Annotated in this window: 23 protein-coding genes and 1 riboswitch; of the genes, 13 read left to right on the forward strand and 10 right to left on the reverse strand. The window is 70.6% G+C overall.

The genetic code is table 11. The annotated features are described in order from the left end of the window. Positions 1-63 precede the first annotated feature (63 nt). The 4 genes from ESP57_RS04615 to ESP57_RS04630 are packed head-to-tail and all read left to right on the forward strand — an operon-like array spanning position 64 to position 3,283. Positions 64-903, forward strand: a complete 840-nt coding sequence (locus tag ESP57_RS04615) for an exodeoxyribonuclease III (RefSeq protein ID WP_129230686.1) — start codon at positions 64-66, stop codon at positions 901-903. A gap of 39 nt (positions 904-942) precedes the next feature. Continuing rightward, positions 943-1,956 carry a tryptophan--tRNA ligase gene (gene trpS / locus ESP57_RS04620; protein WP_115957281.1) on the forward strand — a complete coding sequence of 338 codons (1,014 nt, stop codon included), beginning with the start codon at positions 943-945 and terminating at the stop codon, positions 1,954-1,956. A 14-nt stretch (positions 1,957-1,970) separates the two neighbouring features. After that, entirely contained in the window at positions 1,971-2,534 is a 564-nt protein-coding gene (locus tag ESP57_RS04625) for a GNAT family N-acetyltransferase (protein ID WP_165877370.1), read from the forward strand. Continuing rightward, the gene (locus ESP57_RS04630; RefSeq protein WP_129230688.1) at positions 2,531-3,283 is read left to right on the forward strand and encodes an HAD family hydrolase; all 753 of its coding nucleotides are present in this window, start codon (positions 2,531-2,533) and stop codon (positions 3,281-3,283) included. Before ESP57_RS04625 ends, ESP57_RS04630 begins: the two co-directional genes overlap by 4 nt. A 162-nt stretch (positions 3,284-3,445) precedes the next feature. Here the strand turns inward: ESP57_RS04630 and glpK are convergent, their stop codons facing one another. The 3 genes from glpK to ESP57_RS04645 form a co-directional block, all read right to left on the reverse strand. After that, the gene (gene glpK, locus ESP57_RS04635) at positions 3,446-4,960 is read right to left on the reverse strand and encodes a glycerol kinase GlpK (RefSeq protein ID WP_129230689.1); all 1,515 of its coding nucleotides are present in this window, start codon (positions 4,958-4,960) and stop codon (positions 3,446-3,448) included. A 53-nt stretch (positions 4,961-5,013) separates the two neighbouring features. After that, positions 5,014-5,742 (reverse strand): MIP/aquaporin family protein, encoded by a 729-nt coding sequence (locus ESP57_RS04640; RefSeq protein ID WP_243648424.1) that lies wholly within the window; start codon positions 5,740-5,742, stop codon positions 5,014-5,016. Between the two features lie 252 nt (positions 5,743-5,994). Continuing rightward, a complete protein-coding gene (locus tag ESP57_RS04645; protein ID WP_129230691.1) occupies positions 5,995-7,746 on the reverse strand; it encodes a glycerol-3-phosphate dehydrogenase/oxidase in 1,752 nt (583 codons plus the stop codon). 121 nt (positions 7,747-7,867) lie between these two features. On the opposite strand from ESP57_RS04645, the gene ESP57_RS04650 reads away from it, so the two are divergent. From ESP57_RS04650 to ribH, 5 genes are all read left to right on the forward strand, one after another. Further along, positions 7,868-8,887 carry a sugar-binding transcriptional regulator gene (locus ESP57_RS04650; RefSeq protein WP_199470547.1) on the forward strand — a complete coding sequence of 340 codons (1,020 nt, stop codon included), beginning with the start codon at positions 7,868-7,870 and terminating at the stop codon, positions 8,885-8,887. Positions 8,888-8,925: 38 nt separating this feature from the next. Next, positions 8,926-9,068, forward strand: a riboswitch (FMN riboswitch). 86 nt (positions 9,069-9,154) lie between these two features. Further along, positions 9,155-10,189, forward strand: a complete 1,035-nt coding sequence (ribD, locus tag ESP57_RS04655) for a bifunctional diaminohydroxyphosphoribosylaminopyrimidine deaminase/5-amino-6-(5-phosphoribosylamino)uracil reductase RibD (protein ID WP_129230692.1) — start codon at positions 9,155-9,157, stop codon at positions 10,187-10,189. A 1-nt stretch (position 10,190) separates the two neighbouring features. Further along, positions 10,191-10,934 carry a riboflavin synthase gene (locus ESP57_RS04660; RefSeq protein ID WP_082571356.1) on the forward strand — a complete coding sequence of 248 codons (744 nt, stop codon included), beginning with the start codon at positions 10,191-10,193 and terminating at the stop codon, positions 10,932-10,934. Then, the gene (gene ribA / locus ESP57_RS04665) at positions 10,931-12,235 is read left to right on the forward strand and encodes a GTP cyclohydrolase II (RefSeq protein WP_129230693.1); all 1,305 of its coding nucleotides are present in this window, start codon (positions 10,931-10,933) and stop codon (positions 12,233-12,235) included. Before ESP57_RS04660 ends, ribA begins: the two co-directional genes overlap by 4 nt. Continuing rightward, entirely contained in the window at positions 12,232-12,699 is a 468-nt protein-coding gene (ribH, locus tag ESP57_RS04670; protein WP_056010070.1) for a 6,7-dimethyl-8-ribityllumazine synthase, read from the forward strand. The genes ribA and ribH overlap by 4 nt, the downstream gene beginning before the upstream one ends. Here ribH and ESP57_RS04675 read toward each other — a convergent pair whose 3' ends face one another. Next, positions 12,700-13,161, reverse strand: coding sequence for a DUF2269 family protein (locus ESP57_RS04675; protein ID WP_115957265.1), 462 nt, complete (start codon positions 13,159-13,161; stop codon positions 12,700-12,702). It abuts the gene before it with no gap. A 255-nt stretch (positions 13,162-13,416) separates the two neighbouring features. Between ESP57_RS04675 and ESP57_RS04680 the strand changes: the two genes are divergently transcribed. Continuing rightward, a complete protein-coding gene (locus ESP57_RS04680) occupies positions 13,417-14,787 on the forward strand; it encodes an MFS transporter (RefSeq protein WP_115957263.1) in 1,371 nt (456 codons plus the stop codon). A gap of 189 nt (positions 14,788-14,976) precedes the next feature. Further along, positions 14,977-15,402: a four-helix bundle copper-binding protein gene (locus tag ESP57_RS04685; protein WP_207904475.1), complete on the forward strand. Its 426-nt coding sequence runs from the start codon at positions 14,977-14,979 to the stop codon at positions 15,400-15,402. 36 nt (positions 15,403-15,438) lie between these two features. Here the strand turns inward: ESP57_RS04685 and ESP57_RS04690 are convergent, their stop codons facing one another. Then, complete coding sequence (locus tag ESP57_RS04690; RefSeq protein ID WP_115957261.1) at positions 15,439-15,792, reverse strand: hypothetical protein; 354 nt, start codon at positions 15,790-15,792, stop codon at positions 15,439-15,441. Positions 15,793-15,995: 203 nt separating this feature from the next. Here ESP57_RS04690 and ESP57_RS04695 point away from each other — a divergent pair, with 203 nt between their 5' ends. Together ESP57_RS04695 and ESP57_RS04700 are read left to right on the forward strand one after the other, a co-directional pair. Further along, a complete protein-coding gene (locus ESP57_RS04695) occupies positions 15,996-16,961 on the forward strand; it encodes an alpha/beta hydrolase (protein WP_129230694.1) in 966 nt (321 codons plus the stop codon). 103 nt (positions 16,962-17,064) lie between these two features. Then, positions 17,065-18,069, forward strand: coding sequence for a helix-turn-helix domain-containing protein (locus ESP57_RS04700; RefSeq protein WP_129230695.1), 1,005 nt, complete (start codon positions 17,065-17,067; stop codon positions 18,067-18,069). 51 nt (positions 18,070-18,120) lie between these two features. On the opposite strand, the gene fdxA is transcribed toward ESP57_RS04700, so the two are convergent. Genes fdxA through ESP57_RS04725 form a run of 5 tightly spaced genes read right to left on the reverse strand, consistent with a single transcriptional unit; the run spans position 18,121 to position 22,414 of the window. Then, on the reverse strand, positions 18,121-18,447 hold the full coding sequence (gene fdxA / locus ESP57_RS04705) for a ferredoxin (protein ID WP_056010084.1): 327 nt from the start codon (positions 18,445-18,447) through the stop codon (positions 18,121-18,123). Then, positions 18,444-19,871, reverse strand: coding sequence for an FAD-dependent oxidoreductase (locus ESP57_RS04710; RefSeq protein WP_129230696.1), 1,428 nt, complete (start codon positions 19,869-19,871; stop codon positions 18,444-18,446). The genes fdxA and ESP57_RS04710 overlap by 4 nt, the downstream gene beginning before the upstream one ends. Next, complete coding sequence (cobA, locus tag ESP57_RS04715; RefSeq protein WP_129230697.1) at positions 19,868-20,689, reverse strand: uroporphyrinogen-III C-methyltransferase; 822 nt, start codon at positions 20,687-20,689, stop codon at positions 19,868-19,870. Before cobA ends, ESP57_RS04710 begins: the two co-directional genes overlap by 4 nt. After that, the gene (locus ESP57_RS04720; RefSeq protein ID WP_424219257.1) at positions 20,686-21,621 is read right to left on the reverse strand and encodes an ABC transporter permease; all 936 of its coding nucleotides are present in this window, start codon (positions 21,619-21,621) and stop codon (positions 20,686-20,688) included. Before ESP57_RS04720 ends, cobA begins: the two co-directional genes overlap by 4 nt. 49 nt (positions 21,622-21,670) lie before the next feature. Beyond that, positions 21,671-22,414 (reverse strand): ABC transporter ATP-binding protein, encoded by a 744-nt coding sequence (locus ESP57_RS04725; protein WP_056010089.1) that lies wholly within the window; start codon positions 22,412-22,414, stop codon positions 21,671-21,673. Between the last annotated feature and the right edge of the window lie 7 nt (positions 22,415-22,421).

A 22,421-nucleotide genomic window follows, 5' to 3' on the forward strand; every position in this document is an offset into this window, starting at 1 on the left:
CTCGATGTCACCGATCGATCCCGACGGCCAAGCGACGTCTGAGGCCTCCCGTAGGATCGATCCATGCCCTCAGCGAAGCCCCTCCGTCTGGCCAGCGTCAACGTCAACGGAGTGCGTGCCGCATTCCGCAAGGGCATGGGCGAGTGGCTCGCGGCGCGTGACGTCGACATCCTCGCCATGCAGGAGGTTCGCGCCTCCACCGAAGACCTGCAGGGCCTCCTCGGCGACGAATGGGACATCCTGCACGACCCCGCCACGGCCAAGGGTCGCGCGGGCGTCGCGATCGCGAGCCGCAATCGTGCGAGCATCCACCGCGTCGAACTCGGCGCCGCCGACTTCGACAGCGCGGGCCGCTGGCTCGAGGCCGACTACGAGGTCGGCGATCGCATCGTCACGGTCGTCTCGGCGTACGTGCACTCCGGCGTGGTCGACACTCCGAAGCAGGTCGAGAAGTACAAGTTCCTCGACGCGATGGTCGAGCGGATGCCGCGGCTCGCGGAGCACTCCGAGCTCGCCGTGATCGTGGGCGACCTGAACGTCGGCCACCGCACCCTCGACATCAAGAACTGGAAGGGCAACGTGAAGCGCGCCGGCTTCCTGCCCGAGGAGCGCGCGTACTTCGATCGCTTCGTCGGCGCGGAGGGCGACGACGACTACAACGCTGGCGGCGGGCTCGGCTGGATCGACGTCGGCCGCCGCTTCTCCGGCGAGGTCGAGGGCCCCTACACGTGGTGGTCGCAGCGCGGCAAGGCGTTCGACACCGACACGGGCTGGCGCATCGACTACCAGCTCGCGACGGCCTCCCTGGCCGACGCCGCAGTCGCCTACGTGATCGATCGCGCCGACTCGTGGGACACGCGATGGTCCGACCACGCTCCCGTGGTCGTCGACTACGCCATCTGACCTGCGGGCAACGCGGCCGCACCCACCGAAGGAACTCCCATGACGCAGAAGCCCCGCCTCTATTCGGGCATGCAGCCCTCCGCCGATTCGCTCCACGCCGGCAACTACATCGGCGCCCTCCTGCAGTGGAAGGAGCTGCAGTCGACGCACGACGCCTTCTTCTCAGTCGTCGACATGCACGCCATCACCGTGGCGCAGGACCCAGCCGAGCTCCGCGAGAAGACCCGCCGCACGGCTGCGCAGTACATCGCCGCCGGCATCGACCCTTCGAGTTCGACGCTCTACGTGCAGTCGCACGTGCCCGCCCACGCCGAGCTCGCGTGGGTGCTCAACACCATCACCGGCTTCGGCGAGGCCGGCCGCATGACGCAGTTCAAGGACAAGTCGCAGAAGCAGGGCGCCGATGCCACGAGCGTCGGCCTCTTCGCGTATCCCGTGCTGATGGCCGCCGACATCCTGCTCTACCAGACCGAGATCGTGCCCGTCGGCGACGACCAGAAGCAGCACGTCGAGCTCACGCGCGACCTCGCGACCCGGTTCAACGCACGGTTCGGCGCCGACACCTTCGTGCTGCCCGAACCCGCCATCCAGCGCGAGACCGCCCGCATCTACGACCTCCAGAACCCCACGTCGAAGATGTCGAAGTCGGGCGAGACTCCCGCCGGCATCCTGTGGCTGCTCGACGAGCCCTCGGTCACCGCGAAGAAGATCATGCGCGCCGTGACCGACACCGACGGCGAGGTGCGCTTCGACCGCGAGCACAAGCCCGGGGTGTCGAACCTGCTGACGATCTTCTCCGTGCTCTCGGGCCGCACCATCACCGACATCGAGCAGGAGTTCGCCGGGCGCGGGTACGGCGACTTCAAGAAGGCGCTCGCCGAGGTCGTCGTGAGCGAGTTCGAGCCGATCCGCGCGCGGGTGCTGGAGCTGCTCGACGACACGGCCGAACTCGACCGCCTGCTGGCCGTCAATGCCGATCGGGCGAGCGAGGTCGCCGAGGCCACCCTCGCCACGGTCTACGACCGCATCGGCTTCCTCCGGCGCGCGCGCTGACCATGCTGCCCGTCGTGCTCCGCACCGAACGGCTCGTGCTCGACCTTCCCGTCGAGACCGACACCGAGCTCGTGGCGCACTATTGCGCCGACCCGCTCTTCCTCAAGTACCTCACGACCCCGTGGCCGTACACCACCGAGCATGCGCGAGCATTCCTCACGGAGTATATTCCCGTTGCGTGGGACTCCGGCGACGAGCTGACGTGGGCGATCCGCCGTGCCGACGGCGCTCCGCTGCTCGGCGTCATCGGCCTCCGTCGCGACCACGAGATCGGGTTCTGGCTCGGCGCCGAGCACCGCGGCGAGGCGCTGATGGCCGAGGCGGCGACGGCGGTGAGCGAATGGGCGCTCGGCGGTGCCGTCGCCGGTGCCGAGACGCTGCTCTGGCGTGCGAACGAGGGCAACCTCGCGTCGGCGCATGTCGCCCGCGCCGCGGGATTCCGGCGCATCACGCCGCGGATCGCCACGGTGCCCGGTCGCGACGGGCGCACCCTGGCGGCGTGGCACGCCGAGCGCCGAGCCGAGGTCGAACCCGACGCGTACGCGAGCTGGGAGCCGATCCTCGGGATCGTGGCATGACCGCGACCGCTCCCCCGGGCCCGGCCGCTCCCGTCATCCTGTTCGACCTCGACGACACCCTCATGGCGCATCGCGCGGCGGTGACCGCCGGCCTCGCCCTGCACATGCGAGATCTGGCATACGGGGGCGACTCGGCGGCGGCATCCGATCACTGGCACGATCTCGAAGGGGAGCACTACCACTCCTACCTCGCGGGTCGGCTGACCTTCGAGGGCCAACGCAGGGCTCGCGCGCGCGACTTCGCCATCGCGCATGGCGAAGAGCTCGACGACCTCGCGGCCGGCGCCTGGTTCGACCGGTATTTCGAGCGGTACCGCGCATCGTGGTCGCTGCATGACGATGCAGTGCCCGCGCTCGACGCACTCGTCCGGTCGCTGCCCGATGCGCGCTTCGGCATCATCACGAACGGCGAGCTCGACTTCCAGCTCGCCAAGCTCGAGCGGCTCGGCATCCGCGATCGCTTCGAGCACGTCATCGCCTCGGGCGACGTCGGGGTGACGAAGCCCGATCCCGAGATCTTCCGCATCGCGCTCGAGCGCTTCGGCCTCGGCACAGCGATCGGGCGAGCGGCGTACATCGGCGACCGATTCGCGACCGACGCGGTCGGCGCTGCGGAGGCCGGCCTCATCGGCGTGTGGCTGAATCGCACCGGCGATGACTCGGCCCCCGATCCGAAGACGAGCGCGGTGCTCGAGATCAGCTCGCTGGCCGAACTGCCGGGCCTGCTGGCACCGCTCCTCGCCGGCTGACCGATTCACGGGCTGCGCGCGGCCTCCGAGACGTGAAAGGGCCGGGCGCACCCCCATGCGCCCGGCCCCGCTCTTCAACCGTACTTCGGCACGGTCGATCGAGCCGTCATCAGGTCGCCGTGTGTCTGCGCGCTCCCCAGCTCGCAGCCGACCGGCCGACCGTCAGACGACGTCGTCGTCGACCCAATCGAGGGTCTTCGAGACCGCCTTCTTCCAGTTGCGGTCGAGGCGCGCACGCTCGGCGTCGTCCATCGACGGGGTCCAGCGCTTGTCCTCCTGCCAGTTGGCCCGCAGTTCGTCGAGGCTCGACCAGAAGCCGACCGCGAGCCCCGCCGCATACGCGGCACCGAGTGCCGTGGTCTCTGCGACGACCGGTCGCACGACCGGCACGCCGAGGATGTCGGCCTGGAACTGCAGCAGCGTGTCGTTCGCGGTGGCTCCACCGTCGACGCGGAGCTCCGTCAGGTCCACTCCGGCGTCGGCGTTCACGGCCTCGATGACATCGCGAGTCTGGAACGCGATGGCTTCGAGGGCTGCGCGGGCGATGTGGCCCTTGTTCACGTACCGGGTGAGGCCGACGAGCGCGCCGCGGGCGTCAGGGCGCCAATACGGCGCGAACAGGCCAGAGAACGCGGGCACGAAGTAGGCACCGCCGTTGTCCTCCACCGACTTCGCGAGCTCTTCGACCTCGGCGGCCGAGGAGATGAGGCCGAGGTTGTCGCGGAGCCACTGGATGAGCGACCCGGTGACGGCGATCGAGCCCTCGAGCGCGTAGTGCACCGGCTGGTCGCCGAGCTTGAAGCCGACGGTCGTGAGCAGGCCGTTCTTCGAGTGGACGATCTCCTCGCCCGTGTTGAAGATCAGGAAGTTGCCCGTGCCGTAGGTGTTCTTCGCCTCGCCGGTCTCGAACGCTGCCTGGCCGAACGTCGCGGCCTGCTGGTCGCCGAGGATGCCCGAGATGGGCGTCTCGCGGAGCAGCGAGTGCTCGTTCGCCATGCCGTAGACCTCTGAGGACGACTTGATCTCGGGGAGCATCGACTTGGGCACGCCGAACGCGGCGAGGATGTCGTCGTCCCACGCGAGCGTCTCGAGGTCCATGAACATCGTGCGGCTCGCGTTCGTGACATCCGTCGCGTGCACGCCGCCGTCGACGCCGCCGGTAAGGTTCCACAGCACCCAGGTGTCGGTCGTGCCGAAGAGCAGGTCGCCGGCCTCGGCCTTCTCACGCGCACCCTCGACGTTCTCGAGGATCCACACGATCTTCGTGCCCGAGAAGTAGGTCGCGAGCGGCAGCCCCACCTGCTGCTTGAACCGCTCGACGCCGCCGTCCGCCGCGAGCCGGTCGACGATCGACTGCGTGCGGGTGTCCTGCCACACGATCGCGTTGTACACCGGCTCGCCGGTGTTCTTGTCCCAGACGACGGCGGTCTCGCGCTGGTTCGTGATGCCCACCGCGGCGATGTCGTGCCGGGTCAGGTTGACCTTGCCGAGGGCCTGGCCGATCACCTCGCCCGTGTTGCGCCAGATCTCGGCCGGGTCGTGCTCGACCCAGCCCGCCTTGGGGAAGATCTGCTCGTGTTCGAGTTGTCCGGTCGAGACGATCGATCCGGCCTTGTCGAAGATGATCGCGCGCGACGAGGTCGTGCCCTGGTCGATCGCGAGGATGTAGTCGGCCATCTGAGAACTCCGTTGCTGTCAGTGAAACGAATGGATGAATCGGAAGGGGAAGATCAGGTGAGCAGCGGCAGCAGCGGGATCGCCGCCCAGCCTGCCGCGAGACCGCCGAGGAGCGGGCCGACGACGGGCACCCACGAGTACGCCCAGTCGCTGCCGCCCTTGCCCGCGATGGGCAGGATGGCGTGCGCGATGCGCGGACCGAGGTCACGTGCCGGGTTGATCGCGTAGCCCGTCGGGCCACCGAGCGAAGCGCCGATGCCGATCACGAGCAGCGCCACGGGCAGTGCGCCGAGGGCTGCGAGGCCGCCGTCGCCCTGGCGTCCGCCGCCGAAGCCGATCACGACGAAGACGAGCACGAACGTGGCGATGAACTCGGTCACGAGGTTCCAGCCGTAGGAGCGGATCGCGGGGCCCGTCGAGAAGACGCCGAGCTTGGCGCCGGCGTCGGGCTCGGCGTCGAAGTGCTGCTTGTAGGCGAGCCAGCACGCGACCGCACCGAGGAAGGCGCCGATCATCTGGGCACCGATGTAGGTGAGCACCGACACGACGTCGACGGGCACTTCGATGCCCGCTGCGGCGTTGCCGAACTCGGTCGCGCCGTTGGCCACGAGGCCCACGGTGACCGCGGGGTTCAGGTGCGCGCCCGAGGCGTAGGAGACGATGACGCCGGCGAAGACCGCGAGGCCCCAGCCGAAGTTGATCATGAGCGTGCCGCCGCCGAAGCCCTTCGTCTTGGCGAGGATGACGTTCGCGACGACGCCGCAGCCGAGGAGCACGAGCATCGCCGTGCCGACGAGTTCGGACAGGAACACGGTTCCGAGATTGTCCACGTTGACCTTCTTTCTTGAGGTGTGGTGCCGGCCGCCTGGACGACCGTCGACCGGGAGGCTCCGTCGAAGCTACCGGGCGTTGCAGCCCGGACGACACGGATTCCGGTGCACATCCGTGCAGATTGCGCCCTGCGGGTCGAGCCGGTCGAGACCTCCGCGCAGACCGCGACGAACCGTGTCCCGACCGGCTCGACCTGCAGATCGTCAGACGAGGGTGGCGGATGCCTCGAGCTCGACGCCGTGGCGCTCGGCCAGCAGTTCCCTCGTGGTGGCCATCTCGACGGCGCGGCGTTCGAAGTCCCATCCGAGCTCAGCGCCGACGACCTCGGCGAGCTCGTCGAGGAGCGGCGCGGTGAGGGCCCCGGTGAACGCGATGCTGGTGCGACGCAGCACGATGTCGGAGAGGTGCACGACCCGTTCGTTGCGGGCGAGCCACGCGATCTCGCGCCGGCTGTAGCCCGTGTGGTGGGCGAGCGGCTCGTCGCGTTCGCCCTCGGTCGAGGCGATGAACGCCTCGGCACGGGTGCCGTAGCGCTCGAGCAGTTCCTCGGCGCGGAGGCGGCCGACCTCGTCGCCGTGCGCGACCGTCCAGACGCGTCGCGCGTCCTCGGTGGTCGGGTAGCCGGCGCCGCCGCCGATCGCGAGGCCCGCCGTGGAGTGGGTGCGGTCGCGGCCGAGGAGCGCCAGCACCTCGTCGGAGAGGTGCTCGGCGAGGGCGCGGAACGTGGTCCACTTGCCGCCGACGAGACTCAGGAGCGTGGTGCCAGGGCGCTCAAGGACATCCGCTCGTTCGATGCGGTAGTCGCGGGAGACGAAGCCCGGCGCTTCGTCGTCGTGCCGGGGCAGCGGGCGCACGCCCGAGAAGCGGTAGACGATCTGCGAGCGGTCGACGGGCACCGCTGGGAAAACGTGCGCGATGAGTTCGAAGAAGTAGTCGACCTCGGCCTCGGTGCACACGGCGGGCTCGCGCATGTCGTGCTCGAGGTCGGTCGTGCCGACCATGACCCTGCCCTTCAGCGGGTAGATCAGCACGATGCGACCGTCTTCGTGCTCGAAGAAGATCTCGCGGCCGCCGGTGGCGGCGAGGAGCTCGTCGTTGTCGAGCACGATGTGCGAGCCCTTGGTGCCGCCCATGAAGGCGGTCGGCCGGCCGAGCCCCTCGTTCGTGAGGTCGGTCCACGGCCCAGACGTGTTCACGACGACGTCGGCGGCGACGTCGAACTCCGCGCCGGTGACGGTGTCGCGCAGGCGCACTCCTTCGGCACCCGTGCCGACCGCCTCGAGGTAGTTCGCGGCGCGGGCGTGGTCGCCGGCCGCGAGGCCGTCGAAGAGCACGTCGAGCGCGAGCCGCTCGGGGTCGTGCATGCTCGCGTCGTAGTAGGTCGCGGTGTACTTGATGCCGTCGTTCAGGGCGGGCAGCTCGGCGAGCGAGCGCTTGCGGCCGTGGAAGCGGTGGCGCGGCACCGAACCGCCGTCACGCGAGAAGGAGTCGTAGAGCACGAGCCCGGCCTTGATGAGGGCGGCGCCGCGTTCGGTGGGCTTGCCCGACTTGTGGGTGAGGAAGCGCATCGGCGCCGACAGGATGCCGGAGAAGGTCGAGAAGATCGGCACGGTCGTCTCGAGCGGCTTCACGTAGTGGGGCGCGATGCGGATGAGCGCGTTGCGCTCGGTGACCGATTCCTTGACGAGCCGGAACTCGCCGTTCTCGAGGTAGCGGATGCCGCCGTGGATCATGTGCGACGAGGCGGCGGATGCCCCGGAGACGAAGTCGCCTCGCTCGACGAGCACGACGTCGACGCCCTGCAGGGCGAGGTCGCGGAACGTCGCGATGCCGTTGATGCCGGCGCCGATGACGAGCACGGAGGCCTGCGGCCGGGTTCGGATGGCCGCGACATCCGCTCGCTCGCCGCCGGAGCCGGGGCGGGGCGTGGTGGGGATCGTCTGCTGCGGAGACATCGCTGTCCTCTCGGGTGTGGAACGGCGGCTTGCATGAGCATGCCTGATGTGGATGAATACATCGTGAACACGGCGGAACGAACTTGCAAGCCGAGTGAACAAACGTGCAAGGATGGCCGGGATGAACGAACAGGCAGTGATTCCCATCGAGGACGGCACCGAGTCGGTGCCCGGGAAGACGCGTGACGCGCTCCGCGCCGCTCACCTCTACTACATGCAGGACCTCACGATGGATGCCATCGCGCACGAGCTGCACACCTCGCGATCCTCGGTCTCGCGGCTGCTGAGCCACGCCAGGGCCAGCGGACTCGTCGAGATCTCCCTGCACTCGCCGCTCGACCTGCCGAGCCGGATCGAGCAGGAGATCCTCGAGCGATTCGCGGTCGGCGCGCACGTGATCCCGGTGCCCGATCACGCGAGCGACGTCGACCGACTCGACCGCGTGGCGCTCTCGGCTGCACGAATTCTCGGGCGCTTCGTCGACTCGAACCAGACGATCGGCATCGCGTGGGGTTCGACGATGAGCGCGATGAGCCGGCATCTCGTGCCGAAGGCGACGCACAACTCCGAGATCGTGCAGTTGAACGGCGCCGGCAACGGCCGCACCACCGGCATCGTCTACGCGAGCGAGCTGCTGCGCCGCTTCGGCGACGCGTTCGGCGCCCGCGTGCAGCAGTTCCCGGTGCCCGCCTTCTTCGACGACCCCGAGACGCGCCGCGCCTTCTGGCGGGAGCGCAGCACCCGGCGTCTCCTCGACCTGCAGGAGCGCATGGACGTCGCACTCTTCGGCGTCGGCTCCCCCTTCGCCGAGGTGCCGAGCCACGTCTACCAGGGCGGCTACCTCGAGCGGGCCGACTACGAGGGCCTCTCGCGCGAGGGTGCCGTCGGCGACGTCGCGACCGTCTTCTATCGTGCCGACGGCTCGACCGACGGCATCACGCTGAACGAGCGCGCCACCGGTCCCGACTTCTCGGTGCTGCGACGCGCACCCCGACGCATCTGCGTCGTCTCCGGCCGGGCCAAGCTCGCGAGCCTCCGCGGCGCCCTCGCCGCAGGCCTGATCACCGACCTCATCGTCGACGAGGGCACCGCGCGGGCGCTCGTCGAGTCGCCGCACGAGTCGCCCCGAGACCGGGAATAGCTGCGCGTCGCAGGCGTTGACCTAGAATCGAACACAGAAACGTGCTCCGGGGTCGGTGTAAGTCCGAACCGGCGGTGACAGTCCGCGAACTGCGAGCGCGAGGTCGAAAGGCCCCGCACCCGTGGTCGAACCGGTGGAACTCCGGTACCGACGGTGAAAGTCCGGATGGGAGGGGCACGTGTCGGCAGCGCTGTGGCGCCGCCGGCGAAGGTCGTCGACGAGCGTCGGCGCCGCCCAGCACCCCGGAGCCCTGAGACAGGATCACGGATGAGTGCGAGCGAACAGCAGGCAGCGGATGCCGCGGCGATGCGCCGCGCGCTCGACCTCGCCGTTCTCGGCCCCGCGCGAGGCGTGAACCCGCGCGTCGGCTGCGTGATCCTCTCCCCCGCCGGCGAGCGCCTCGCCGAGGGCTGGCATCGCGGCGTCGGCACCGCGCACGCCGAGGTCGACGCGCTCGCGAAGCTCGAACCCGGCGCCGCCCGCGGGGCGACCGCGGTCGTGACGCTCGAACCCTGCAACCACACCGGGCACACCGGACCGTGCGCCGTCGCGCTCATCGAGGCCGGCATCGGACGCGTCGTCTACGCCGTCGCCGATCCCGGTGAGCACTCCTCGGGCGGTGCCGAGCGGCTTCGCGCCGCCGGCGTCGAGGTCACCGCGGGCGTGCTCGTCGACGAGGTCGAGGCGATGCTCGACGACTGGCTCTTCGCCGCACGAAACCATCGCCCCCACGTCACCGTGAAGTGGGCGTCGAGCCTCGACGGCCGGGCCGCGGCAGCCGACGGCACGAGCCAGTGGATCACCGGCCCCGAGGCCCGCGCCGACGTGCACCGCCGCCGCTCGGCCGCCGACGCGATCGCCGTCGGCACCGGCACCGTCTTCGCCGACGACCCGTCGCTCACCGCTCGTGCGCCGGGCGGCGAGTTCTTCGACGCCCAGCCCGTGCCCGTCGTCTTCGGTCGTCGCGCCGTGCCGTCGGATGCCGCGATCACCCGGCACCCGCACGCGCCGCTGTTCTTCGAGGGCGCCGACCTGCGAGCCGATCTCGCCGAACTCGCGCGCCGCGGCATCCGCTCGCTGTTCATCGAGGGCGGGCCGACGCTCGCGAGCGCCTTCATCGCCGACGGCCTCGTCGACGAGCTGCTCGTCTACCTCGCGCCCGCGCTCCTCGGCGGCCCGCGCCTCGCCCTCGGCGAGCTCGGCGTCCCGACGATCGACGCGGCGATCCGCCTCGACTTCGCCGTCATCGAACGGCTCGGCGACGACGTGCTGCTCGTCGCCAGACCCACGGAAGGGAACTGACATGTTCACCGGAATCATCGAGGAACTCGGCACGGTCGAGCGCGTCGAGCGCACCGCCGACGCCGCACGACTCACGGTGCGCGGCCCGCTCGCCGTGGAGGGCGTCGCACACGGCGATTCGATCGCCGTGTCGGGCGTGTGCCTGACCGTCGTCGAGTTCGACGCTGAGCGCTTCACGGCCGACGTCATGGCCCAGACCCTCGCGATGTCGACGCTCGACACCGTGCGCGAAGGGCTCGCCGTGAACCTCGAACGCGCGGCACGGGTGGGCGACCGCCTCGGCGGGCACATCGTGCAGGGACACATCGACGGCACCGCCGAGGTGCTCGAGATCCGCCCGGGCGAGGCCTGGCGGGTCGTGCGGTTCTCGCTCGACCCCGCGCACGCACCGCTCGTGGTCGACAAGGGCTCGATCGCCGTCGACGGCGTCTCCCTCACGGTCAGCGCTGTGGGCGACGAGCCCGGCGGCTCGTGGTTCGAGGTCTCCCTCATCCCCGAGACGCTCACCGCGACGACGCTCGGCGAGCGCACCGTCGGCGACCGGGTGAACATCGAGACCGACATCGTCGCGCGTCAGGTCGCGCGGATGCTCCGCTTCGCCCCGGGCTGGGAAGCCACGCCCGAAGCGCGCCCGAACTCGGTCATCGGATTCCAGGCGGCGCCGCCCTCGCAGCAGCCGACCGCGCCGCAGCCGTCGGCGCCCCAATTCGGCGAACCGCGGTCGACGGCCGGAGGTGCCGCATGAGTCTCGCCACGATGCCCGAGGTACTCGAGGCGCTCCGCGCCGGCAAGCCCGTCATCGTCGCCGACGACGAGGCCCGCGAGAACGAGGGCGACGCCATCATGGCCGCCGAGTTCGCGACGCAGGAGTGGATCGCCTGGATGGTGCGCCACACGAGCGGCTACCTCTGCGCGCCCATGCCCAACGAGCTCGCCGACCGTCTCGCGCTGCCGCTCATGACCGAGCGCAGCGAAGACGTGCGCGGCACGGCGTACACGATCTCGGTCGACGCCGCGGACCGCACGTCGACCGGCATCTCGGCCTCCGACCGCGCCCACACCCTCCGCGTGCTCGCCGATCCCGCGTCGACCCCCGACCGACTCATCCGCCCGGGCCACGTCATCCCGCTGCGCGCGGTCGACGGCGGCGTGCGGGAGCGCGCCGGGCACACCGAGGCCGCAGTCGACCTCATGCGGCTCGCGGGCCTCTCGCCCGTCGGCGTCATCGGCGAGATCGTCGCCGACGACGGCGAGATGATGCGCCTGCCCGGGCTCATCGAACTCGGCGAGCGCGAGGGCCTGCCGGTCACGACCGTCGCGGCGCTCATCGACTGGCTCGAGCAGCACCACTCGGGCCACGACCTCGCGGCGACGTCGCCAGCCGCAGCAGTGCCCGAGACGTCCTCCGTCGACTTCGAGGTCGAGACGGCCCTGCCGACCGAGCACGGCGAGTTCCGCGTGCGCGCCTACCGCGACCGCGCGACCGGCGCCGACCACGTCGCGATCATCGCGGGCGACCCGGCTTCGGCGACCGACGGAGCGGTCGTCCGCGTGCACTCCGAGTGCCTCACGGGCGAGGCCTTCGGCTCGCTCAAGTGCGAATGCGGGCCGCAGCTCGACGCCGCGCTCGAGACCATCCAGCAGGACGGCGGTGTCGTCATCTACCTGCGCGGCCACGAGGGGCGCGGCATCGGCCTCATCAACAAGCTCCGGGCGTACCGCCTGCAGGAGGACGGACTCGACACCCTCGACGCGAACCTCGCGCTCGGGCTGCCGATCGACGCGCGCGACTACAGCGCGGCGACCGCGATCCTCACCGACCTCGGCATCGACCGGGTGCGACTGCTCACGAACAACCCCGAGAAGGTGCGCCAGCTCGAGGCGCACGGCATCACGGTGAGCGAGCGGCTCCCGCTCGTCGTGGGTGTCGGCACCGGCAACACGGGATACCTCGACACCAAGCGGCACCGCATGGGGCACGCGATCGACGACCGGCAACTCACCGACGGCGCAGCCGAAACCCTCCTGGAAGGACACCCATCATGAGCGGAGCAGGATCCCCCGCACTCGACGTCGACGGCCGCGGCCTGACGGTCACGATCGTCGCCGGCAGCTGGCACGACGAGATCACGAACGGCCTGATCGCCGGGGCGACGCGCACGCTCGAGGCATCCGGTGCCGACTTCTCGCTCGTTCGCGTTCCCGGCAGCTTCGAGCTGCCGGTGGTCGCGAAGGCTGCGCTCGATGCCGGGGCCGACGCGGTCGTCGCGCTCGGCGTGATCATCCGCGGCGGCACGCCGCACTTCGAGTACGTTTCGGCGGCCGCGACCGACGGGCTCACGCGGGTCGCGCTCGACACCGGCAAGCCCGTCGGGTTCGGCCTGCTCACCCTCGACGACGAGCAGCAGGGGCTCGACCGCGCGGGCCTGCCGGGCTCGAAGGAGGACAAGGGCCGCGAGGCGGCCGAGGCCGCCATCGCGACGGTTCGCGCCCTGCGCGAACTCTCGTAGCTACGGCTTCCAGACCATCAGCACGACGACGGCGAGGAGCAGGAGCGACGAGATGCCGCTGCCCGCCGCGATCGCGGGGTAGCTCGCCTTCGGCGCCTCGCCGCCGTCGCCGGCGCCGGTGCCTGCACCGGCGGTGAGCGCCTCGGCGGCCTTCTTCATCGACGGCACGACGACGAAGAGCGTCAGTGCGAAGGCGATGACGTAGAGGATGATCGACCAGAGGATCCACGGCGTCGTGATCGAGAGTTCGTACTCGTCGGGCGCCATGCTCATGGCGCCGAAGCCGAACACGAAGACGAGGAGCGAGAGCCACGCGAAGATCGTGGTGGACTTCGCGAGGACCGCGACCTGCGCCCCGTTTCCGGCGCGCACCGCCCGCATCGCCGTCATGGGGAGGATCGCCATCGGGCCGACGATGAAGACGGCGCCGGCGACGTGCAGAATGCTGATCAGGGTATCCATGGGGCTCAGCCTAACGACGAGCGGATGCCGCAGCATCCGTCGTTCGATCCATCCCGCACGTGCCCGGCGCGCCGTTCACCGCGCCGATGCCACCGTTCGTCGCACGTGACCCGCCTTCTCAGAGGACCGACAACGATCCCGGCGTAGGGTAGTTCGGTTGCCACAAGCGACGATTCCACCCCACCGACTCCGCTCGACGCCAGACCGACGTGCCCGGAGGCGGGCGCATCGAAACCCCTTGGAGTCCTCGCGACGATGTCCACATCGACCGCGGCCTCGGCCGCCCCAGCAACCCCCGCAGCACCCGCGAATCCCCGCAGCCGCGTCGTCCTCGCCAGCCTCATCGGCACGACGATCGAGTTCTACGACTTCTACGTCTACGCGACCGCAGCGGTCCTCGTCTTCCCCCACCTCTTCTTCCCGACCGGCGACCCGACGACGGCGCTCCTCGCCTCGTTCGCCGTCTTCGGCGCGGCGATGGTGGCTCGTCCGCTCGGCGCGGTCATCTTCGGTCACCTCGGCGACAAGCACGGCCGCAAGGCCACCCTCGTCGGCGCGCTGCTCACGATGGGCATCGCGACGTTCCTCATCGGCCTCCTGCCGACCTACGCGATGGTCGGCTGGCTGGCACCGCTGCTCCTCGTGATCCTCCGCATCGCGCAGGGCTTCGCGCTCGGCGGCGAGTGGTCTGGCGCCGCGCTCGTGGCGACCGAGAACGCGCCGAAGGGCAAGCGCGCCTGGTACGGCACGTTCCCGCAGCTCGGTGCGCCCATCGGCTTCATCATCGCGAACGGCCTCTTCCTCATCATCGCGGCGGCGCTGCCGTCGGACGACCCGACGATGCCGTCGCAGGCGTTCCTCGACTGGGGCTGGCGCATCCCGTTCCTCTTCTCGGTCGTCATGGTGATCGTCGGCCTGTGGGTACGCCTGCGCCTCGTCGAGTCCACCGCGTTCTCGAAGGCGTCGAAGGAGGGCAAGCTGAAGAAGCTCCCACTCGGCGAGGTCTTCAAGCACCACTGGAAGCAGCTCATCCTCGGCACGTTCTTCATGCTGGCCACGTACGTGCTCTTCTACCTGATGACGACGTTCTCGCTGAGCTACGGCCGCGCTCCGGTCGAAGCCGTCGACGGCGCACTGCCCGGCCTCGGGTACTCGTACAACACCTTCGTGCTGATGCTCATCGGCGGCGTGGTGTTCTTCGGCGTCTTCACCCTGCTGTCGGGTCCGTGGGCCGACCGCTGGGGTCGCCGCAAGACGCTCCTCTGGGTGACGCTCGGCATCATCGTGTTCGGGCTCCTCTGGGTGCCTCTGCTCGGTGCCGGGTTCTGGGGCGTGATGCTCTGGCTCGTCGTGGGCTTCTCGCTCATGGGCATGACGTTCGGCCCGATGGGCGCACTGCTGCCCGAGCTCTTCCCGACGAACGTGCGGTACACGGGCTCCGGCATCTCGTACAACGTGTCGTCGATCCTCGGCGCCGCCGTCGCCCCGTTCATCGCGGTGGCGCTCTGGCAGGCCGGCGGTGGCAGCCCGTTCTGGGTCGGCATCTACCTGTCGGCCATGGCCGTGCTCACCTTCATCGCACTGCTCGTCTCGAAGGAGACGAAGGACGTCGACATCGACGCCTGAGCACTGCGATGCGAAGGGCGGATGCCGCGTGGCATCCGCCCTTCGTCGTCCCCGTCGATCATTCACGCGATCGTCACATGCACCCCTTCTCGCGCATGATGGGCCGGCGTAGCATGGCTGCGAACAGGGCAGCCGAGTCATCCGCCGGCATCGTCGACGCTCGGCCGCCCAGGATGGCGGGTCGAGCCGATGAACATGACGATGGACATGATGAAGGGGGCCATGTCGTCGTCGGAGATGCCCATGCAGGGCATGGATCCGGCGATGCTGCAGGAGTGTATGGAGGCCCTGTCCGCCTGCATGCAGGCGTGCGTGATGTGCGCCGACGCCGATGCGGGCGAGGGCATGGGTCGCTGCGCCAGCCTCTGCGCGAACTGCGCCGACATGTGCGACACGATGATGCGCATGATGCTGCGCATGCACGGCTGGGACACGCAAGTGATGATGTCGATGATGCAGTCGACGGTCACGATGGCGCGCGCCTGCTCCGCCGAGTGCATGAAGCACGCCGAGATGAGCGAGCACTGCCGCATGTGCGCGATGGCGTGCGATCAGGCCGTCATGGCGATGGAGAAGATGATGGGCTCGATGAGCGAGGCGATGCCGATGGCGTGAGGCCCGGGCCAGCCCGGCCCGCTCAGCTCCGCCCGATCAGGCCGCCGCGACGCTGAAGCGGCGACCGCCGTGCGCGAGCACTCCGTACACGTCGTGCACCGCGACGGGTGCACCCACGACCAGCACGCCGCCGAAGGCGTCGTGATGCCACACGCGGCGCAGTCGCTCCCCCGCGAACTCGGCGACGGTGGCGAATCCGTCGCCGTCGATCTCGACGACGATCGCGTCGACCCATTTGCTCGCCGTCGCTCCGGCGAGCCGCTCCTGCATCGCGTGCAGCCGGTGACCCGGCCGGTCGCTGCCGCACGTCGCAGCCGCCTCGCAACCGCGCATGCCCATGACCGTGCCGGCGTGCGGCTCGGTGCTGGTCTGCGGTTCGCGGTGCGACATGATGGCTCCTCGGGATTCGTTGCGGCCACGATACGCCGGGGGCGAGCGGATGTCCCGGCCGCCCGTCATACGCGGAAATGATCCGCCGAACGGCGGGAGAATGGCTCGCATCCCGCCGCGGACGGCGGTTTCGTGGCACCGGGATGCGCCGGAGGATCGAAGGAGTCGTCACGACGAGGTGGCGCACGACGGAGGAGCTCCACATGACCGACACCCTGGCCCGTCCCCCCTTCGATCCCGAGCTGGAGGCCGTCCTCGGCCTGCTCGCCGAATCGCTGCCGCCATCGATCACGCCCGAGATGATCACGCTCATGCGCCAGGCCCCGATCGTCGCTTCGGTCGACGACCTGCTCGTCGCACGGGGCATCACGCGGCGCGACGTGACGATCCCGGGGCACGAGGGTGCCGACATCATCGTCACGGTCCTGGCTCGCGAGGGCCGTACCGGCACCGGTCCCGGGATCTTCCACACCCACGGCGGCGGCATGATCATCGGCGATCGCTTCGTGGGCATCGCCGCGATCGTCGACTGGATCGAACGCTTCGACGCCGTGTGCGTCACGGTCGAGTACCGCCTCGCGCCCGAGTTCCCCGACCCGTACCCGGTCGAGGACTGCTACGCGGGACTCCTCTGGACCGCCGAGCACGCCGACGAGCTCGGGATCGATCCGACCCGGCTCATCATCGCCGGCGCGAGTGCCGGCGGCGGGCTGGCAGCCGGTGTCTCACTGCTCGCGCGCGACCGCGGCGGCCCCGCACTGGCCGGCCAGGTGCTGATCTACCCGATGCTCGACGACCGCGATGCCTCCGTGTCGACGCGACAGATCGACGGCGTCGGCGTGTGGGACCGCACGAGCAACGTCACCGGCTGGGGTGCGCTGCTCGGCGACCGGCGCGCAACGGGCGACGTCTCGATCTACGCCGCCCCGGCGCGCGCGACCGATCTCTCCGGCCTGCCGCCCGCGTTCATCGACTGCGGCAGCGCCGAGGTGTTCCGCGACGAGGACGTGGCCTACGCCTCGCAGATCTGGGCCGACGGCGGCCAGGCCGAGCTGCACGTCTGGCCCGGCGGCTTCCACGGATTCGACATGATGGCCCCGCACGCGGCACTCTCCCGTTCGATGACGGAGACCCGCACCAACTGGGTCGGCCGCGTCCTCGGGGCCTGATCTTCCGCGGTCGCGGGCGGCGAGCGTGCCTGCCCCCGCCCGCGGCCGCGGGAACCACCGGCGTGACCTAGGGTTGGCAGAACCCCGCGATGGAGCCAGGCATATGCAGGAACTCGTCGGTCGACTGACCGCATTGGACCCCGAGGCGAGCGACACCCTGAAGGTCGTCTCGTACTTCGACACGCTCGTCGCCGGCGGCGTCGGCGTCGAGACCCTGCTCCGCGGTGCCGCCGTGCTCACCGGCACGACCGCCGGCCGCGCGATCGAGGGGCGGGCCCCGACTCGCATCGCCCCCGACGGCGAGCGGGCGGAGTCAGGCACCGACGCCGAGGCATCCGTCTGGCCGTCGCGTCGGACGAGCGACGGCTCGCGCGTCTGGATCGAGCGCGAGGGCCAGGCGCACGCGAACGACGCGATGGTGCTCGAACGTCTCGCCCTCGCGGTCGCGATCACCTCGGCCCGGCGCGCGAACACGGCGGATGCCGCCGTCGAGGTGGTGGTCTCCTCGAGTGCCGCGCCCGCGGAACGCGCGGTGGCGGCCGCGAGGCTGCGCCTCGACACGCGCGATCACGTGCGCGCGGTCGCCTTCCATCCGGATGCCGCGGCGCTCGTGCCCGGCCCGAACGCCGTCGTCGCGACATCGCGAGGCCTCGCGAGGGTCGTGCTCGTCGGCCGTACGGTCGACGTGCCGAGCGGCATCCTCGCCGGCATCGGCATCGACGGCCCGGCCGATCGGCTCCCCGAGTCGTGGGCGTCGGCGCTCGTGGCGCTCCGGCTGAGCACCGTGCACCAACCCGTCGTCGATGCCGCCGAACTCGGCGCCGTGCTCCTCGTCGCGGAGGCTGCCGACCGGCGGGGCGAGCCGCATCCCGACGCCACGGCGCTCGCCGCGCTCGACCCGCGCACTCGCGAGGTACTCGACGCCGTCGCCGATGCGGGCAGCATGCGGGCCGCGGCATCCGTGCTCGGCATGCACCACTCGAGCGTGCAGGCACGGGCCGACGCGATCACCGTGCAGCTCGGGTACGACCCGCGAACGCCGACGGGCCGCACCCGGTACTTCCTCGCCCGGGCGCTCGCGGCGCTCGCCCGGCCCGGGCTCGGCTGAGCCCGACTCTCCCAACACCGCCCTGCGTCGGGCGCGCATCAGGCGCGTGCGTCAGGCGTGCGCCGCCTGCGGCGGCAGCGCGGCGATGACCGGGTGGTCGAAGTCGAGCACGCCCGTCTTCGCGGCACCGCCGGGCGAGCCGATCTCGTCGAAGAACTCGACGTTGGCCTTGTAGTAGTCGGCCCAGACGTCGGGCAGGTCGTCCTCGTAGTAGATCGCCTCGACCGGGCACACCGGTTCGCAGGCACCGCAGTCGACGCACTCGTCGGGGTGGATGTAGAGCGAGCGCTCACCCTCGTAGATGCAGTCGACCGGGCACTCGTCGATGCAGGCCCGGTCCTTGACGTCGACGCAGGGCAGCGCGATGACGTACGTCACGAGACGACCAGTGCCCCGTCGCGCGAGATGCCGACCTGCTCGTCGCGGGGCACGACCTTGACGCGCTCGCGCACGATCTCGCCGTACACCTCGTGCGGCTCGAACGCCTCGCCGAGCGAGCGCTCGTGCGCGTCGAGCGCGAGCCATCCGCTCCACGTCGTGTAGTGCACGCCACGGGCCTCGAGCAGCTCGAAGACCTCTTCGCCGTCGGCGGGGTCGACGAGCAGGGCGGGCAGCGAGCCCGACGCGGCATCCTCGACGAGGTTCGTGATGGTCTCGAGCGCGTCGCCCTTCGTGTGGCCGATGAGGCCGACCGGGCCGCGCTTGATCCAGCCGGTCGCGTAGACGCCGGGCAGGTGCTCGCCTGAGGCATCCGTCACGCGTCCGCCGGCGTTCGGGATGACCGCGCGCCGCTCGTCGAACGGCACGCCGGCGACCGGCGAGCTGGCGTAGCCGACGGCGCGGTACACGGCCTGGACGGGCACGTCGACGAACTCGCCGGTGCCCTCGACCGAGCCGTCGCCGACGGGGCGGGTCAGTTCGAAGCGCACGGCCTCGACGGCGTCAGCGCCGAGCACCTCGACCGGGGCGTGCAGGAAGTGCAGGTGCAGACGACGGGACGCCGTGTACTCGTGCTCGGAGGGCTTCCGCCATCCGTTGAGCGTGCGGGTCATGACCTTGACCTGGTTGTTCGAGGCGAACAGCGCCTCGGCGTGCGGGTCGTTCGCCGCGCGCTCGAAGTCGTCGTCGTAGACGATGACGTCGACGTCGGGCACCTCGCCGAGCTCGCGGAGCTCGATCGGGGTGAACTTCACGTGACCGGGACCGCGGCGGCCGAAGACGTGCACGTCGGTGACGGGCGAGGCCTCGAGCCCCTCGACGACGTTGGCCGGGACATCCGTCGACAGCAGGTCCTTCGGGTGCTTCGCGAGCACGCGGGCGACGTCGAGCGCGACGTTGCCGTTGCCGATGACGGCGATCGACTGCGCCTCGAGCGGCCAGGTGCGGGGTACGTCGGGGTGGCCGTCGTACCAGGCGACGAAGTCGGCCGCACCGTACGAGCCGGGCAGGTCGATGCCGGGGATGTCGAGTGGGGCGTCCTTCAGGGCGCCGGTGGCGAAGATGACCGCGTCGTAGCGCTCCTGCAGCTCGGCGACCGTGATGTCGCGGCCCACCTCGACGTTGCCGATGAGGCGGATCGTGCCGGCGTCGAGCATCTCGTGCAGCGAATTCACGATGCCCTTGATGCGCGGGTGGTCGGGCGCCACGCCGTAGCGGATCAGGCCGTAGGGCGCCGGAAGCGACTCGTACAGGTCGATCGCGACCTCGCCGCCGGCCTCGCCGACCTGGCGGTTCAGGATGTTGCCGGCGTAGATGCCGGCCGGGCCGGCGCCGATGATCGCGACGCGGAGGGAGAGGGTCATGGCTGCGTGGTCTTTCGGTCTGCTGAGGCGGGCGGCGCCTCGGTGGCGGGGGTCACGGCGGGTGCGACCGCCGAGGTGGTGATGGCTTCGGGGGCGTACGGGCTCAAGGCCACGACGTCGCCGACGACGACGACCGCGGGCGAGCGGACGCCGCGGCGCGCCGCCTGCAGCGCGATCGTGTCGAGCGTGCCGACGGTCACGCGCTGGGCGGGGCCGTAGCCGTCTTCGATGATCGCGACGGGGCAGTCGACGCCGCGTTCGCCGCGGGCGAGGGTGATGGCGGAGTTCGCGAGGGTCCCGATGCCCATGAGCAGCACGACCGTGTGGTCGCGGCCGCCGCCGAGCGACTGGATCTGCTCGTGCCCCGTGACGACGGTGAAGGTCGTCGCGAGCCCGCGGTGCGTGAGCGGGATGCCGGCGATCGCGGGCACCGAGATGGCGCTCGTGATGCCGGGCACGACCTCGACGTCGATGCCGTGGTCTCGGCAGAACGCGAGTTCCTCGCCGCCGCGGCCGAAGATGAAGGGGTCGCCGCCCTTCAGCCGCACGACGCGCTTGCCGTCGCGGGCGATGCTCACGAGCAGCGCATTGATGGCGTCCTGCGGCACCGCGTGGTGACCGGGCAGCTTGCCGACGTCGACGACCTCGGCGCTGAGCGCGATGCCCTCGGCGGCGAGCCCGTCGAGCACTCCGCGGGCACCGAGGCGATCGGCGACGATCACGTCGGCGGCCTCGAGGGCACGGAGGCCGCGGATCGTGAGGAGGCCCGCGTCGCCCGGTCCGGCGCCGACGAGCACGACAGATCCGGCGGCGGTCATCGGGTGCCTCCCAGGAGTCCGCGGCGACGCAGCATCCGCCGTTCGAGCGGGGCGAAGAAGACGAGCTCGATGAGGATGCCGATGAAGAGGATCACGAGCACGGCCGCGAGCACGCCGCCGATGTCGGCGAGTTCTCGGCTCTGCTGCAGCATCGAGCCGAGGCCGAAGCCGATCGTTCCGCCGACGGCGATGATCTCGGCCGCCATGAGCGAGCGCCATGAGAACGCCCAGCCCTGCTTGAGGCCGGCGACGTAGCCCGGGAGCGCCGCGGGAAGCACGACGAGGGTGGCGAGCCGGGTGCGCCCGGCACCGAGCACGGTTCCCACGCGGCGCAACTGCGGCGGCACCTGCTCGACGCCCGCGATGAGGCCGTTCACGATCGACGGCGTGGCGCCCATGAGCACGACGAAGTAGACCGTGGCGTCCGTCAGCCCGAACCAGAGGATCGCGGCGGGCACCCACGCCACCGACGGCAGCACCTGCAGGCCCGAGATGATGGGGCCGACCGCCCGGCGCAGCGGCTTCACCTCGGCGAGCAGGAGGCCGAGGGGCGTTCCGACGACGACCGCGATGAGGAATCCGACGACGCCGCGCTCGAGGCTCGTGAGCACGGCGGTCTGCAGTCGTCCCGACTCCCATGCCTGCGACATCGCGGCGAGGACGTCGAGCGGGCCGGGAACGATGTCGGGGCGCGGCTGCGCGATCACGACGTAGAGCTGCCAAGCGGCGATGAGCGCCAGGACGAAGAGGATGGGCGGCAGGACGCTCGTGGTGAAGCGCTGCCAGGCTCGCGGTGCGTGCTCGGGATCGGTCTGCAGCCGGTCGAGGCCCGCCTCGAGGCTCCTGAGGTCGTCATTGGCTTGTCGAGTAGCGCCCGACGAAGGAGGACGCGTATCGAGATCCGGTGCGGGGATCTCGGTGTCGGCTTCCAAGGTCTCGATACGCTCCTGCGTCGCTACTCGACCGGCGGTGGAATTCTCGTCATGCGGCATTTCGGCGGATCTCCTTCCGGAGCTGTTCCGTGATCTCGATCGAGAGCGCCGCGACCTCCGGCGACTCGATGCGGCGGCCGGATGTCTCGGCGATGCGCCACTCGCCCGCGACTCGGCCGGGCCGGGACGACAGGAGGACGACCCGTTGCCCGAGCCGAGCAGCTTCGCGGACATTGTGTGTGACGAAGACGATGGTGCGACCGGTGCGGCGCCAGACCCGTTCGAGCTCCTCGTGCAGGAGGTCGCGGGTGATCGCGTCGAGGGCGGCGAACGGCTCGTCCATGAGGAGCACCGGCCGGTCCTGCGCGAGGGCACGGGCGAGCGCGACGCGCTGCCGCATGCCGCCCGAGAGTTCATGGGGGCGCTTCTCCGCGGCATCCGCGAGGTTGACCGTGTCGAGGAGCTCCAGCGCCTCGCCTCGCCGGGCCGACCGCGCGACGCCGCGCAGGCGCAGCGCGAGCTCGACGTTCTGGCGGGCGGTGAGCCACGGCATGAGCGCCGACTCCTGGAACATCACGGCGGCGCCCTCGGCGGGCACGTCGATGGTGCCCGTCGTCGGGCGGTCGAGGCCGGCGATGAGGTTCAGCAGCGTCGATTTGCCGCATCCGGAGGCGCCGAGCAGGCAGACGAACTCTCCGGCCCCGACCGACAGGTTCACGTCGTCGAGCACGAGCGGGCCCGCGCCGAAGCGCTTGCCGAGCTGCTCGATGCGGATGGCCGTCTGCCCGCTCATGGTCGCT

Origin of the sequence: Agromyces fucosus (genome assembly GCF_004134865.1) — a bacterium.
GTDB lineage: Bacteria > Actinomycetota > Actinomycetes > Actinomycetales > Microbacteriaceae > Agromyces > Agromyces fucosus.